General features: G+C 41.4%; 12 protein-coding genes. All 12 read right to left on the reverse strand.

Going from position 1 to position 15,451, the window contains the following annotated elements; all coding sequences use genetic code 11:
- Window positions 1-30: 30 nt before the first annotated feature.
- The 12 genes from rplB to rpoB all read right to left on the reverse strand — a co-directional run bounded on the left by rplB (window position 31) and on the right by rpoB (window position 15,375).
- Complete coding sequence (gene rplB / locus AC1M36_RS25575) at window positions 31-861, reverse strand: 50S ribosomal protein L2 (RefSeq protein WP_026593168.1); 831 nt, start codon at window positions 859-861, stop codon at window positions 31-33.
- Between the two features lie 28 nt (window positions 862-889).
- Window positions 890-1,180, reverse strand: a complete 291-nt coding sequence (gene rplW / locus AC1M36_RS25580; protein ID WP_174102825.1) for a 50S ribosomal protein L23 — start codon at window positions 1,178-1,180, stop codon at window positions 890-892.
- On the reverse strand, window positions 1,180-1,803 hold the full coding sequence (rplD, locus tag AC1M36_RS25585; protein ID WP_336453930.1) for a 50S ribosomal protein L4: 624 nt from the start codon (window positions 1,801-1,803) through the stop codon (window positions 1,180-1,182). The genes rplW and rplD overlap by 1 nt, the downstream gene beginning before the upstream one ends.
- 25 nt (window positions 1,804-1,828) lie before the next feature.
- Window positions 1,829-2,461 (reverse strand): 50S ribosomal protein L3, encoded by a 633-nt coding sequence (gene rplC, locus AC1M36_RS25590; RefSeq protein WP_336453929.1) that lies wholly within the window; start codon window positions 2,459-2,461, stop codon window positions 1,829-1,831.
- Between the two features lie 35 nt (window positions 2,462-2,496).
- Window positions 2,497-2,805, reverse strand: coding sequence for a 30S ribosomal protein S10 (rpsJ, locus tag AC1M36_RS25595; RefSeq protein WP_001040596.1), 309 nt, complete (start codon window positions 2,803-2,805; stop codon window positions 2,497-2,499).
- A 390-nt stretch (window positions 2,806-3,195) separates the two neighbouring features.
- The gene (tuf, locus tag AC1M36_RS25600; RefSeq protein WP_336453928.1) at window positions 3,196-4,386 is read right to left on the reverse strand and encodes an elongation factor Tu; all 1,191 of its coding nucleotides are present in this window, start codon (window positions 4,384-4,386) and stop codon (window positions 3,196-3,198) included.
- A 117-nt stretch (window positions 4,387-4,503) separates the two neighbouring features.
- Window positions 4,504-6,582, reverse strand: a complete 2,079-nt coding sequence (gene fusA / locus AC1M36_RS25605) for an elongation factor G (protein WP_336453927.1) — start codon at window positions 6,580-6,582, stop codon at window positions 4,504-4,506.
- A 207-nt stretch (window positions 6,583-6,789) separates the two neighbouring features.
- Complete coding sequence (gene rpsG / locus AC1M36_RS25610; protein WP_001137493.1) at window positions 6,790-7,260, reverse strand: 30S ribosomal protein S7; 471 nt, start codon at window positions 7,258-7,260, stop codon at window positions 6,790-6,792.
- Window positions 7,261-7,289: 29 nt separating this feature from the next.
- Window positions 7,290-7,712: a 30S ribosomal protein S12 gene (gene rpsL, locus AC1M36_RS25615; protein WP_011983241.1), complete on the reverse strand. Its 423-nt coding sequence runs from the start codon at window positions 7,710-7,712 to the stop codon at window positions 7,290-7,292.
- A gap of 115 nt (window positions 7,713-7,827) precedes the next feature.
- Window positions 7,828-8,076, reverse strand: coding sequence for a ribosomal L7Ae/L30e/S12e/Gadd45 family protein (locus AC1M36_RS25620; protein WP_336453926.1), 249 nt, complete (start codon window positions 8,074-8,076; stop codon window positions 7,828-7,830).
- Between the two features lie 113 nt (window positions 8,077-8,189).
- A complete protein-coding gene (gene rpoC / locus AC1M36_RS25625; RefSeq protein ID WP_479846326.1) occupies window positions 8,190-11,804 on the reverse strand; it encodes a DNA-directed RNA polymerase subunit beta' in 3,615 nt (1,204 codons plus the stop codon).
- A 37-nt stretch (window positions 11,805-11,841) separates the two neighbouring features.
- Window positions 11,842-15,375 carry a DNA-directed RNA polymerase subunit beta gene (gene rpoB, locus AC1M36_RS25630; protein ID WP_336453924.1) on the reverse strand — a complete coding sequence of 1,178 codons (3,534 nt, stop codon included), beginning with the start codon at window positions 15,373-15,375 and terminating at the stop codon, window positions 11,842-11,844.
- Window positions 15,376-15,451: the final 76 nt, after the last annotated feature.

The following is a 15,451-nucleotide window of genomic DNA, read 5'->3' on the forward strand; positions in this document are numbered from 1 at the left end:
GTTCCAGAAGTGAACCGTACTACAACCCCATTATTTTTTACGACGACGAACGATGAATTTATCAGACGCTTTGTTTTTCTTACGAGTCTTGAATCCAAGAGTTGGTTTACCCCATGGAGACATTGGAGACTTACGTCCGATTGGTGAACGACCTTCACCACCACCGTGTGGGTGATCAACTGGGTTCATTACAGAACCACGAACTGTTGGGCGCTTACCTAACCAACGAGAACGACCTGCTTTACCAATCTTGATAAGTTCGTGTGATTCGTTACCAACTTGACCTACAGTAGCACGACAAGCAGATAATACTAAGCGAACTTCACCAGAAGTTAAACGTACAAGTACGTATTTACCTTCTTTACCAAGTACTTGAGCAGATGTACCAGCAGAACGAACTAATTGTCCACCACGACCTGGTTTAAGTTCGATGTTATGAACAACAGTACCTACTGGAATGTTGATTAATGGTAATGCGTTACCGATTTTAATGTCAGCATCAGCGCCAGACATAATTTCCATACCTACTTCTAAGTTTTTAGGAGCAAGAATGTAACGTTTTTCACCGTCAACGTAGTTAATTAATGCGATATTCGCAGAGCGGTTTGGATCGTATTCGATCGTAGCAACGCGTCCTGGAATTCCATCTTTGTTACGTTTAAAGTCGATGATACGGTATTGACGCTTATGTCCGCCACCTTGGTGACGTACAGTGATTTTACCTTGGTTATTACGACCAGCCTTTTTGCTTAAAGGTGCAAGTAAAGACTTTTCCGGTCTGTCAGTCGTAATTTCAGCGAAATCATTCGTAGTCATGTTACGACGACCATTAGTAGTTGGATTATACTTTTTAATTGCCATCTCAATTTCCCTCCTTCTTTAGTAAGAATTAAACACCTTGGAAGATTTCGATTTCTTTGCTGTCAGCAGTTAGCTTAACGATCGCTTTACGACGACGGCTAGTAAAACCAGCGTGACGACCAACGCGTTTTGCTTTCGGCTTGTAGTTCATGATGTTTACTTTCTCTACTTTAACATCAAAGATCGCTTCTACAGCATCTTTAACTTCTGTTTTATTAGATTTAACGTCCACATCGAACGTGTATTTTTTTTCAGCCATCATTTCCATAGAACGTTCAGTGATAACTGGGCGCTTAATGATATCACGAGGATCTCTCATTATGCAAGCACCTCCTCTACTTTTTCCACTGCCGCTTTTGTCATGATTAGCTTATCATGATGAAGCACGTCTAAAACGTTTACGCCATCAGCAGTGATTACTGTTACTCCAGGAATGTTGCGAGCAGATAACTCTACAGACTCGTTTGCATCAGCAGTTACGATAAGAGCTTTCTTCTCAACAGCTAATCCTTTAAGTACTGCTACCATGTCTTTTGTTTTTGGTGCATTTAACACTAGGTCTTCAAGAACTACAACGTTGTTCTCAACTACTTTAGTAGCTAATGCAGATTTGATTGCTAAGCGACGAACTTTCTTAGGAAGTTTGTAAGCATAGCTTCTTGGTGTAGGTCCGAATACCGTACCACCACCACGCCATTGAGGAGAGCGGATAGAACCTTGACGAGCACGTCCAGTTCCTTTTTGACGCCATGGTTTACGACCTCCACCGCGCACTTCAGAGCGATTTTTTACTTTGTGTGTACCTTGACGTAAAGATGCACGTTGCATCATTACAGCTTCAAAAAGTACAGCTTCATTTGGTTCGATACCGAAAATAGCTTCAGCTAATTCGATTTCACCAACCTGTGAACCAGTTTGGTTATATACAGTAACTTTTGGCATTGGAATTCCTCCTTCCTATTGTGAATTATTTGCTAGCCTTCACAGCGCCTTGAACAACTACAAGAGATTTCTTAGCACCTGGAACGTTACCTTTTACTAATAATAAGTTGCGCTCAGCGTCAACTTGAACGATTTCTAAGTTTTGAACCGTAACTTGGTCTCCACCCATACGTCCAGCAAGTTTTTTGCCTTTGAATACACGGTTCGGAGCAACTGGGCCCATTGAACCAGGACGACGGTGATAACGAGAACCGTGAGACATAGGTCCGCGAGATTGTCCGTGGCGTTTAATAGCACCTTGGAAACCTTTACCTTTAGAAATTCCTGTTACGTCTACGATTTCACCTGCAGTGAAAACTTCAACTTTTACCTCTTGACCAACCTCTAGTCCGTCCACGTCTGCATCGCGGATTTCGCGAATGAAGCGCTTAGGAGCAGTAGATGCTTTAGCAACGTGACCTTGTTCAGGTTTGTTAGCTAATTTTTCACGTTTGTCGTCGAACCCTAACTGAATTGCATTGTAGCCATCAGTTTCAGTTGTTTTCTTTTGAAGAACAACGTTTGGAGTCGCAGCGATTACTGTTACAGGGATTAGCTCACCGTTTTCAGCAAATACTTGAGTCATACCGATCTTTCTTCCTAAGATTCCTTTGGTCATGAGTTACACCTCCTACATTTTTTAAGTTATATGAATTATAGTTTGATTTCGATATCTACACCAGATGGTAAATCTAAACGCATTAATGAGTCTACTGTTTGCGGAGTAGGGCTCACGATGTCGATTAGACGTTTGTGCGTGCGCATTTCGAATTGCTCACGAGAATCTTTGTACTTATGAACAGCACGAAGAATTGTGTAAACAGTTTTTTCAGTTGGTAATGGGATCGGACCAGAAACTGTTGCCCCAGAACGCTTAGCTGTTTCTACAATTTTCTCAGCTGACTGATCAAGAATACGGTGATCGTAAGCTTTTAAACGGATACGAATTTTTTCTTTTGCCATTATTTTCCCTCCTTCGTTCGCCTATTTCTTAAATAGACCTTCTCCATGGAAATTTCCTCACACCATGCCATGGCAAAGCGGCCGGGTGTGTCAGCAACCTTCCACTTCATCGCAGTCAAAGACCAACATTGTCTATTATACAATGTTATTCGTCTAGATGCAAGCATCTTTTTGTTTGCATCTGCTTTTCTCTACTTTTGCTATTATACATGGCACTTTAAAGAATTTCAAGTTTTCATCTGTAGTAATTGATTTTACAGTTTATGGATGTTTTGTTTTGCAGATTTATATATTATAGAAGAAACTCGTTCAAAAATATAAAATATCAATTTTTATAAAACAAAAAACTCAAGGGAAGACCCCTTGAGTTTTTAATAATCTATTTAAAGATTACTCAGCGATGATTGTAGCAACTACACCAGCACCTACAGTACGTCCGCCTTCACGGATAGAGAACTTAGTTCCCTCTTCAACTGCGATTGGAGCGATAAGTTCAACAGTCATTTCGATGTTGTCGCCAGGCATTACCATTTCAGTACCTTCTGGTAATTGGATGATTCCAGTTACGTCAGTTGTACGGAAGTAGAATTGTGGACGGTAGTTAGCGAAGAATGGAGTGTGACGTCCACCTTCTTCTTTAGATAAAACGTAAACTTCAGCTTTGAATTTAGCGTGAGCTTTTACAGAGCCAGTTTTAGCAAGAACTTGTCCACGTTGGATGTCTTCACGAGAAACCCCACGAAGTAGAGCACCGATATTGTCACCAGCTTGAGCTTGGTCAAGAAGCTTACGGAACATTTCAACACCTGTTACAGTTGTAGAAGCGTTCTCTTCAGCAAGACCGATGATTTCTACTACGTCACCAACTTTAACTACTCCACGCTCTACACGACCAGTAGCAACTGTACCACGACCTGTGATAGAGAATACGTCCTCGATCGGCATTAAGAATGGTTTGTCAGTGTCACGTTCTGGAGTTGGGATGTAAGAATCAACTTCAGCCATTAATTCGATGATTTTTTCTTCCCACTCAGCTTCTCCTTCAAGAGCTTTAAGAGCAGAACCTTTAACTACAGGGATATCATCGCCTGGGAAGTCGTATTCAGATAATAGATCGCGAACTTCCATTTCTACTAATTCTAATAATTCTTCGTCGTCTACCATGTCGCATTTGTTTAAGAATACAACGATGTAAGGTACACCTACTTGACGAGAAAGAAGGATGTGCTCACGAGTTTGAGGCATTGGGCCATCAGCAGCAGATACTACTAAGATACCACCGTCCATTTGAGCAGCACCAGTGATCATGTTTTTAACATAGTCAGCGTGACCTGGGCAGTCAACGTGTGCATAGTGACGAGTTTCAGTTTCGTACTCAACGTGTGCAGTTGAGATTGTGATACCGCGCTCTCTTTCTTCTGGAGCAGCATCGATTTGATCGTATCCGCGTGCTTCAGCACCACCAGCTTTTGCAAGAACTGTAGTGATCGCAGCAGTTAATGTAGTTTTACCATGGTCAACGTGGCCGATAGTACCGATGTTAACATGGGGTTTAGAACGTTCGAATTTAGCTTTAGCCATTCTAAATTCCTCCTTAAGTTATATAGGTTATTTTATATTTAGACTAGAAAGTGAAACTTAAGTCCCACTTTCTAAGCTTACATAAGTAGTTATACTTGAACAATCGATAAAAATCAATTATTCACCTTTATTTTTTTTGATAATTTCTTCAGAAACAGACTTTGGTACTTCTTCATAATGGTCAAATACCATAGAGAATGTTCCGCGTCCTTGCGTGTTAGAACGTAATGACGTTGCATAACCGAACATTTCAGAAAGTGGAACCATAGCGCGAACAACTTGTGCGTTACCGCGAGCTTCCATACCTTCTACACGTCCACGACGAGATGTTACGTCACCCATAATGTCACCCATGTACTCTTCAGGAATTACAACTTCAACTTTCATCATCGGCTCAAGAATTACTGGGTTACATTTAGAAACCGCAGCTTTAAGTGCCATAGATGCAGCGATTTTGAACGCCATCTCAGAGGAGTCAACATCATGGTAAGATCCGTCAACTAATGCAGCTTTAATGTCTACTACTGGGTATCCAGCAAGTACACCATTTTTAAGCGCATCTTCAAGACCTGCTCCTACAGCTGGGATGTATTCACGTGGAACTACACCACCGACGATCTTGTTTTCGAATTCGAATCCTTTACCTTCTTCGTTAGGCTCGAACTCAATCCAAACGTGACCGAATTGTCCACGACCACCAGATTGACGTGCGAACTTACCTTCAACTTTCGCAGCAGAGCGGAAAGTTTCACGGTATGCTACCTGAGGTGCACCAACATTTGCTTCTACTTTGAATTCACGGCGCATACGGTCAACGATGATATCAAGGTGAAGTTCACCCATACCAGCGATGATTGTTTGGCCAGTTTCTTGGTCAGTGTGAGCACGGAATGTTGGATCTTCTTCAGAAAGCTTAGATAATGCTGTACCCATTTTATCTTGGTCAGCTTTAGATTTTGGCTCGATAGCTACAGAGATAACTGGCTCTGGGAATTCCATAGACTCAAGGATAACAAGGCTCTTCTCGTCACAAAGAGTATCACCAGTAGTAGTATCTTTTAAACCTACAGCAGCAGCGATATCACCAGCGTAAACTGTTGAGATCTCTTCACGGCTGTTAGCGTGCATTTGTAGGATACGTCCTACACGCTCACGCTTACCTTTAGTTGAGTTTTTCACGTATGATCCAGAGTTTAACACACCAGAGTACACACGGAAGAACGTTAACTTACCAACATAAGGGTCAGTCATGATTTTGAATGCTAGAGCTGAGAATGGCTCTTCATCGCTAGACTTACGTTCTACTTCTTCATCTGTATCCGGAAGAGTACCTTTAATAGCAGGTACATCTAATGGAGATGGTAGGTAGTCGATAACTGCATCTAACAGAATTTGAACACCTTTGTTTTTGAATGCAGAACCACAGATTACTGGGAAGAATTCTACAGAAGTTGTAGCCTTACGGATACCAGCTTTAAGCTCTTCTACAGTGATTTCTTCACCTTCTAGGTACTTCATCATCATTTCTTCATCAAGCTCAGCTACCGCTTCAATAAGTTTTCCACGGTATTCTTCAGCTAGTTCTTTATGCTCTTCAGGAATTTCGATACGTTGAATATCTGTTCCTAAATCGTTACCGTACATGTAAGCACATTCTTCAACAAGGTCAATGATACCATTGAACTCATCTTCAGCACCGATTGGTAACTGAATTGGATGTGCGTTTGCTTGTAAACGATCGTGGATTGTTCCTACAGAGTATAAGAAGTCTGCACCGATTTTATCCATTTTATTAACGAATACGATACGAGGTACGCCGTAAGTAGTAGCCTGACGCCAAACAGTTTCTGTTTGTGGTTCTACACCAGATTGTGCGTCAAGTACTGCTACCGCGCCATCAAGTACGCGTAGAGAACGTTCTACTTCTACTGTGAAGTCTACGTGTCCTGGAGTGTCAATGATGTTTACACGGTGACCTTTCCATTGTGCTGTAGTTGCAGCAGAAGTAATTGTGATACCACGCTCTTGCTCTTGCTCCATCCAGTCCATCTGTGATGCACCTTCGTGAGTTTCACCGATTTTATGAATACGCCCTGTGTAGTACAAGATACGCTCAGTTGCTGTTGTTTTACCAGCATCGATGTGAGCCATGATACCAATATTACGAGTGTTTTCTAAAGAGAACTCTCTTGCCATTTGGTGTCTTGCTCCTTCCATATATGGATTGGATTTTTTATTTTAAGTAGCAAAAAAGCCACTTTATTTTGTTACATATGTCAGTATGTCCAGTACCCTCATTATGTAAAACGAGCGCCCATTGAAAGGGAGAGGCATTCTCCCTCTCCACACTTCCATAAGCGACAAATAAAGCGGTTTATGCTTACATTTATTTTACGTTGAATCCTACCAACGGTAATGAGCAAATGCTTTGTTAGCTTCTGCCATTTTATGAGTGTCTTCGCGTTTCTTAACAGATGCACCAGCGTTGTTAGCTGCATCTAAGATTTCGTTAGCAAGACGCTCTTCCATAGTTTTTTCACCACGAAGACGAGCATAGTTTACTAACCAACGAAGACCTAAAGTTGTACGGCGTTCTGGACGAACCTCAACTGGAACTTGGTAGTTAGCACCACCAACACGACGAGCGCGTACTTCAAGAACAGGCATGATGTTCTTAAGAGCTTGCTCGAATACTTCCATTGGTTCTTTACCAGTACGTTCGCTAACGATATCGAACGCATTATAAAGAATTGTTTGAGATTTACCTTTTTTACCGTCAACCATCATTTTGTTGATTAGGCGTGTTACTAGTTTAGAATTGTACATTGGATCTGGTAACACGTCACGTTTCGCAACAGGTCCTTTACGAGGCATATTGAGTTCCTCCTTTCAGTTCAGTTTTATTATTTCTTAGCTGCTTTTGGTTTTTTAGTACCGTATTTAGAACGGCCTTGCATACGCTTGTCAACACCAGCTGTGTCAAGCGCACCACGAACGATGTGGTAACGTACCCCTGGTAAGTCTTTTACACGACCACCGCGAATTAATACTACGCTGTGTTCTTGTAAGTTATGACCGATACCTGGGATGTATGCAGTTACCTCGATACCATTTGTTAAACGTACACGAGCATATTTACGTAAAGCTGAGTTTGGTTTCTTTGGAGTCATTGTACCAACACGAGTACATACACCACGTTTTTGAGGTGCAGAGATATCAGTTGATTTTTTCTTTAAAGAGTTGAAACCTTTGTTTAACGCAGGTGATTTAGATTTCCATACTTTATCAGTACGACCTTTTCTCACTAATTGGTTAATAGTAGGCATTTGAGTTATCCTCCCTTCGCATGTTTGTATGACCACATATCCAGGTGGTTCATTATTAGTTGAAAACAAAGTTTTTGCAAGGGAGAGCAGGTGCTCTCTCCTCACAAAAACAGTTTTAACTTATTATTCCTATTGCTGAAGCTCCCACTTGAATCCCCGAAACTTTTCCAAGCTTACGAATCGACTCAACTTTGGTTATGGGCACGTTATGTTGCAAAGCAGTGCGAGTGATAACATGGGTTAAGCGCATGTCAGCATCTTCTGCAATGACAACTTCTTTAACTGTACCATTTTTGATTGCTTCCAATGTTCGTTTATGACCAACGACCACATTTTCAGCATTTGATACTTTTTGATAAGACATATACATATCCTCCAAAGCATCGTTCAGGAGCAACCTTGCTTATAGTAACATTTTGACTCGCACAATGTCAACTAGGATTATCTGTTTTTATACAAATTTTACGACGGAAAATTTTACTGTTCCACGTAAACTTCATCGTTTTCCACATTCATGTCATCTTGCGCTGTTTTAACAAGATCCACTTTGCGATAACGATTCATACCTGTTCCAGCTGGAACAAGTTTACCGATAATAACATTTTCTTTCAATCCTAGAAGTTCATCGCGTTTGCCTTTAATTGCTGCATCTGTTAGAACGCGAGTTGTTTCTTGGAACGACGCTGCAGATAAGAATGAATCTGTTTCAAGTGAAGCTTTTGTAATACCAAGAAGTACTGGTCTTGCTGTTGCAGGTTGTTTACCTGTTAACAACACTTTTGCATTCGCATCAGTAAACTGATGGATATCCAATAATGTTCCTGGTAATACATCTGTTTCACCAGCATCAATTACACGAACTTTACGAAGCATTTGGCGAACCATTACCTCTACGTGTTTGTCGCCAATTTCTACCCCTTGCATACGGTATACTTTTTGAACTTCACGTAGTAAGTATTCTTGAACTGCTGTAATGTCCGTTACTTTTAGTAATTCTTTCGGATCAATAGAACCTTCTGTTAACTCTTTTCCGTGACCAATTGACTGTCCTGGAACTACTTTCAGACGAGCACCGTAAGGAATTGCGTAAGTACGAGTTTCAACCTCATTCTGTACAACTACCTCTTGGCGATCTTTAACATCGTTAATCGCCGCGATAACACCGTCGATTTCACTGATAACTGCCTGACCTTTCGGATTACGAGCTTCGAAGATCTCTTGGATACGAGGTAAACCTTGCGTAATATCGTCTCCGGCAACCCCACCTGTATGGAACGTACGCATCGTTAACTGTGTACCTGGCTCACCGATAGATTGAGCTGCGATAATTCCTACCGCTTCCCCTACTTCTACGTCTGTACCAGTAGCTAAGTTACGACCGTAACATTTCTTACATACGCCGTGGCGCGTGTTACATGTGAACGCTGAACGGATGTGTACTGTTTCCACACCTGAGTTTTCAACGACATGAGCGATATCTTCCGTAATTAATTCATTTTCACGAACTAATACTTCACCTGTTTCAGGGTGTTTTACAGTCTTTCTTGCAAAACGTCCTACAAGACGATCATATAATGACTCGATTACTTCATTACCCTCTTTAATCGCACCGATTAATAAGCCACGATCTGTTCCACAATCGTCTTCACGAACGATAACATCTTGTGCAACGTCTACAAGACGACGTGTTAAGTAACCAGAATCGGCTGTCTTAAGCGCTGTATCAGCAAGACCTTTACGCGCACCATGCGTAGAGATGAAGTATTCAAGTACTGTTAAACCTTCACGGAAACTTGACTTGATTGGAAGTTCAATGATACGACCAGATGGGTTGGCCATCAGACCACGCATACCAGCAAGCTGAGTGAAGTTCGATGCGTTACCACGGGCACCAGAGTCACTCATCATGAAGATTGGGTTGCGTTTATTCAAGGATTTCATCAGTTTTCCTTGGATAACATCTTTTGCATTACTCCAAATAGAGATAACGCGATCGTAACGTTCTTCTTCCGTGATTAAACCGCGACGGAATTGTTTAATTACTTTATCTACTTTTGCTTGTGCTTCGTGGAGAATCTCATCCTTTTCACCTAATACAAGAATATCTGCTACCCCAACTGTAATACCAGCTTTTGTAGAATATTTGAATCCTAAGTTCTTCATACGGTCAAGCATGCGAGACGTTTCTGTAATTTGGAAACGTTTAAACACTTCCGCAATGATGTTACCAAGGATTTTCTTGCTAAATGGTGCCACTTCTTCGCGACTAGCAATAATTTCTTTAATGTTCGCACCTTTTTCAACGAAGTATTTCGCTGGTGTTTCTTTTTCAAGGTTTGAATTTGTTGGTTCGTTAATATATGGGAACGACTTCGGTAAGATTTCGTTAAATATTAATTTACCAACTGTTGTTAATAGAAGCTTACCTTTTTGCTCTTCAGTAAATGTTTCGTTGTTGTTCACTGAATTTGCAGCAACAGCGACACGAGTATGAAGATGTACATATCCATTTTGATATGCAAGCAATGCTTCATTTGCATCTTTGAACACCATACCTTCACCAATTGCGCCCTCACGCTCAAGTGTTAAGTAATAGTTACCTAATACCATATCCTGAGATGGTGTAACAACTGGTTTTCCATCTTTCGGGTTCAAGATGTTTTGTGCTGCTAACATAAGAAGACGAGCTTCTGCTTGCGCTTCTGATGATAACGGAACGTGAACCGCCATTTGGTCACCATCAAAGTCCGCGTTGTATGCAGTACATACAAGTGGATGAAGACGGATTGCGCGTCCTTCTACTAATGTAGGTTCGAACGCTTGGATACCAAGACGGTGAAGCGTTGGAGCGCGGTTTAGAAGTACTGGGTGTTCTTTAATTACAGATTCTAAAACATCCCAAACTTCAGGTTGTACACGCTCGATTTTACGTTTCGCACTCTTAATGTTGTGTGCTAATCCTTTTTCCACTAAATCTTTCATAACGAAAGGTTTGAACAATTCAAGTGCCATCTCTTTTGGTAATCCACATTGGTACATTTTTAAGTTCGGTCCTACAACGATAACGGAACGACCAGAGTAGTCAACACGTTTACCTAATAAGTTTTGACGGAAACGTCCTTGTTTACCTTTTAGCATGTGAGATAGTGATTTTAACGGACGGTTACCCGGTCCAGTAACTGGACGGCCACGACGACCATTATCGATTAATGCGTCTACAGCTTCTTGTAACATACGTTTTTCGTTTTGAACGATGATACTTGGTGCACCTAAGTCCAATAGACGTTTTAAACGGTTGTTACGGTTAATTACACGACGATATAAATCGTTTAAGTCAGAAGTCGCAAAACGTCCACCATCCAACTGTACCATTGGGCGTAGTTCTGGTGGAATAACTGGAAGAACATCTAAGATCATCCAAGATGGCTCATTTCCAGAGTTACGGAATGCTTCTAATACCTCTAGACGTTTAATAGCACGAGTACGACGTTGTCCTTGTGCTGTTTTTAATTCTTCTTTTAAGAAGTCTACTTCTTTATCTAAATCGATGTCTTGTAATAGCTTCTTAATCGCTTCTGCGCCCATAGCAGCTTGGAATGTGCTGCCATATCGGTCACGATATGCACGGTATTCTTTTTCAGAAAGCAATTGCTTCTTATCAAGTGGTGTATCTCCACTTTCTGTTACAACATAAGAAGCGAAATAAATTACTTCTTCAAGCGCGCGAGGGGACATGTCTAAGACAAGTCCCATGCGGCTCGGGATACCTTTGAAATACCAAATATGAGATACAGGAGCAGCTAATTCGATATGACCCATACGTTCACGACGTACTTTCGCACGCGTTACTTCAACGCCACATCGATCACAAACTACACCTTTATAACGTACACGTTTATATTTTCCGCAATGACATTCCCAGTCCTTTTGTGGTCCGAAAATACGCTCACAGAACAAGCCATCTTTTTCAGGCTTTAACGTACGATAGTTAATTGTTTCTGGTTTCTTAACTTCACCGTATGACCAAGAACGAATCTTGTCAGGCGAAGCAAGTCCAATCTTCATATATTCAAAGTTATTTACATCTATCAAGGGGCCTACCTCCCTTTTAGTCTACAGGTTATCCCAATTATTCCTTAGTTGTCTCAACTTCGATACTTAATTTGTCTGCTGATTGATGATCATCATCATCTTCCGTATCACGCATTTCAATTTCTGTATCGTCGCTAGACATCATTTTAACGTCCATACCTAAGCTTTGTAGTTCTTTAATCAATACTTTGAATGACTCTGGAACGCCTGGTTCTGGAACATTTTCGCCTTTAACAATCGCTTCGTACGTCTTAACACGGCCAACAACATCATCCGACTTCACAGTTAAGATTTCTTGAAGAGTATAAGCAGCACCATAAGCTTCAAGTGCCCAAACCTCCATCTCACCGAAACGTTGTCCACCGAATTGTGCTTTACCTCCAAGAGGTTGTTGCGTTACAAGTGAGTATGGTCCAGTAGAACGAGCATGAAGTTTATCGTCAACCATGTGCGCAAGTTTAATCATATACATGACACCAACAGATACACGGTTGTCGAATGGTTCACCAGTACGTCCATCATACAGGATTGTTTTCGCATCATTCGCCATACCAGCTTCCTCAATTGTGCCCCATACATCTTCCTCACGAGCACCATCGAATACTGGTGTTGCAACATGGATACCAAGGTATCTTGCTGCCATACCAAGATGAAGCTCTAGTACCTGACCGATATTCATACGAGATGGTACCCCTAATGGGTTCAACATGATATCGATTGGTGTACCGTCTGGTAAGTATGGCATATCTTCTTCCGGTAAAATACGAGAGATAACACCTTTGTTACCGTGACGACCGGCCATCTTGTCACCTTCAGAAATTTTACGTTTTTGAACGATATATGCACGTACAAGTTGGTTCACACCTGGTGGCAATTCATCGCCATCTTCACGGTTGAATACTTTTACGTCTAAGATAATACCGCCACCACCGTGTGGTACACGTAGTGATGTATCACGTACTTCACGCGCTTTCTCACCGAAGATTGCGTGTAATAAACGTTCTTCTGCTGTTAATTCTGTTACACCTTTTGGCGTTACTTTACCAACAAGTAGGTCTCCGTCTTTTACTTCAGCACCGATGCGAATAATACCGCGCTCGTCAAGGTTGCGAAGTGCATCTTCCCCAACGTTCGGGATATCACGTGTAATTTCTTCTGGTCCAAGCTTCGTATCACGAGCTTCTGATTCATATTCTTCAATATGGATAGAAGTGTACACATCATCTTTTACAAGGCGCTCACTCATAATGATCGCATCCTCGTAGTTATAACCGTCCCATGTCATAAAGCCAACAAGCACGTTACGTCCAAGTGCTAGCTCACCTTTTTCCATAGAAGGACCATCCGCAAGGATTTCACCTTTTACAACTTGATCTCCAACACTTACGATTGGGCGTTGGTTGTAACAAGTTCCTTGGTTAGAACGAATGAATTTCAACATTTTGTAGCGATCTAAATCGCCTTTTACTTTTTGACCGTCAACTTCTACATAACGGCGTACCCAAACTTCACGTGCTTCTACGCGTTCAACAACACCAGGGTGTTTACAGATTACTGCAGCACCTGAGTCTTTTGCTGATACGTACTCCATACCTGTACCTACAATTGGAGATTCCGGATTCATTAATGGAACCGCCTGACGTTGCATGTTTGCACCCATAAGTGCACGGTTGGAGTCATCGTTTTCTAAGAACGGAATACAAGCTGTCGCTGCAGACACTACTTGCTTTGGAGATACATCCATGTAGTCGATGCGCTCTCTATTTGTAACAATGTTTTCACCACGGAAACGAGCTACGATATCTTCATCAAGGAATTCCCCTTCTTCAGATAATTTCATATTCGCTTGGGCTACAACATAATTATCTTCTTCATCTGCTGTTAAGTAATCAACATGGCCCGTTACACGACCAGTCTCTGGATCAACACGACGGTATGGTGTTTCGATGAAACCAAACTCATTTACTTTCGCGAACGAAGATAGTGAGTTGATCAAACCGATGTTTGGTCCCTCTGGCGTTTCGATTGGACACATACGACCATAGTGAGAATAGTGAACGTCACGTACTTCAAATCCTGCGCGCTCACGCGTTAAACCACCAGGTCCTAATGCAGATAGTCTTCGTTTGTGCGTTAACTCTGCTAATGGGTTTGTTTGGTCCATGAACTGAGATAACTGAGAACTTCCGAAGAACTCTTTAATAGATGCAATCACCGGACGAATGTTAATTAACGCTTGCGGCGTAATTGCATTTGTATCTTGAATCGACATTCTCTCACGAACAACACGTTCCATACGAGAAAGACCGATACGGAATTGGTTTTGTAATAACTCTCCTACAGAACGCAGACGACGATTTCCTAAATGGTCAATATCATCTGTATCCCCTACTTTGTATAGTAAGTTAAAGAAGTAGCTAATAGACGCAAGGATATCACCTGGCGTGATGTGTTTTACGTCACGAGTGATGTTTGCATTCCCAATTACATTGATAGAACGTTCACCGTCTGACTCTGGAGCATAAATCTTAATAGATTGCAGCTCAACATCGCCTTCTACCACTCCACCCATTGGTTTCGCTGTCTTGAATCCAATGTTTTTCTCTAAGTAAGGTAAAATGCGATCTAATGTACGACGGTCTAAGACTGTTCCTTCTGCCGCTAAAATCTCTCCAGTTTCTGGATCTACTAATGTTTCAGCTAAGCGTTGGTTAAACAATCTGTTTTTAATGTGTAATTTTTTGTTGATCTTGTAGCGACCTACATTTGCTAAATCGTAGCGCTTTGGATCAAAGAAGCGAGAAACAAGCAAGCTTTTCGCATTTTCTACTGTTGGTGGTTCACCCGGGCGTAGACGCTCATAAATTTCAAGCAATGCTTTTTCTGTACTATCTGTGTTGTCTTTTTCTAGCGTATTGCTTAAGTATTCGTTATCACCTAAAAGCTCGGTGATTTCTTGATCAGAGCCAAACCCTAATGCGCGTAACAAAACAGTTACAGGAAGTTTACGCGTACGGTCGATACGCACATAGACAACATCCTTAGCATCTGTTTCATACTCTAACCAAGCTCCGCGGTTTGGAATTACAGTAGCAGTAAAACCACGTTTTCCGTTTTTATCCACTTTGCCACTATAGTATACGCTTGGAGAGCGAACTAACTGGGAAACGATAACACGTTCTGCACCGTTAATTACGAATGTTCCTGTCTCTGTCATGAGTGGGAAATCTCCCATGAACACATCTTGTTCTTTTACTTCACCAGTTTCCTTATTGATTAGACGAACTTTCACACGAAGTGGTGCTGCATACGTCACATCACGCTCTTTACATTCTTCCACAGAGTATTTAGGTTCACCTAAGCTGTAGTCGATAAATTCAAGCGATAGATTTCCCGTAAAGTCTTCAATCGGAGAAATGTCTTGGAACATTTCTCGCAAACCCTCATCAAGAAACCACTGATAAGAAGAGGTTTGAATTTCGATAAGATTTGGTAACTCTAATACTTCACTAATACGGGCATAACTTCTTCGTTGGCGGTGGCGTCCGTATTGAACTAGTTGACCTGTCAACTGCTTCACCCCTCAAATCATGAGTATTATAAATGCACAAAAAAATTTGTGCAAAATCACAAATAAATACAGCTAA

The sequence above is a fragment of the Bacillus sp. Medicinal_06 genome (assembly GCF_056711665.1).

Excerpts from the sequence above, each read along its gene's own strand:
- rplB (WP_026593168.1), bottom strand. The coding sequence starts at position 861 with ATGGCAATTAAAAAGTATAATCCAACTACTAATGGTCGTCGTAACATG.
- rplW (WP_174102825.1), bottom strand. The coding sequence starts at position 1,180 with ATGAGAGATCCTCGTGATATCATTAAGCGCCCAGTTATCACTGAACGT.
- rplD (WP_336453930.1), bottom strand. The coding sequence starts at position 1,803 with ATGCCAAAAGTTACTGTATATAACCAAACTGGTTCACAGGTTGGTGAA.
- rplC (WP_336453929.1), bottom strand. The coding sequence starts at position 2,461 with ATGACCAAAGGAATCTTAGGAAGAAAGATCGGTATGACTCAAGTATTT.
- rpsJ (WP_001040596.1), bottom strand. The coding sequence starts at position 2,805 with ATGGCAAAAGAAAAAATTCGTATCCGTTTAAAAGCTTACGATCACCGT.
- tuf (WP_336453928.1), bottom strand. The coding sequence starts at position 4,386 with ATGGCTAAAGCTAAATTCGAACGTTCTAAACCCCATGTTAACATCGGT.
- fusA (WP_336453927.1), bottom strand. The coding sequence starts at position 6,582 with ATGGCAAGAGAGTTCTCTTTAGAAAACACTCGTAATATTGGTATCATG.
- rpsG (WP_001137493.1), bottom strand. The coding sequence starts at position 7,260 with ATGCCTCGTAAAGGACCTGTTGCGAAACGTGACGTGTTACCAGATCCA.
- rpsL (WP_011983241.1), bottom strand. The coding sequence starts at position 7,712 with ATGCCTACTATTAACCAATTAGTGAGAAAAGGTCGTACTGATAAAGTA.
- AC1M36_RS25620 (WP_336453926.1), bottom strand. The coding sequence starts at position 8,076 with ATGTCTTATCAAAAAGTATCAAATGCTGAAAATGTGGTCGTTGGTCAT.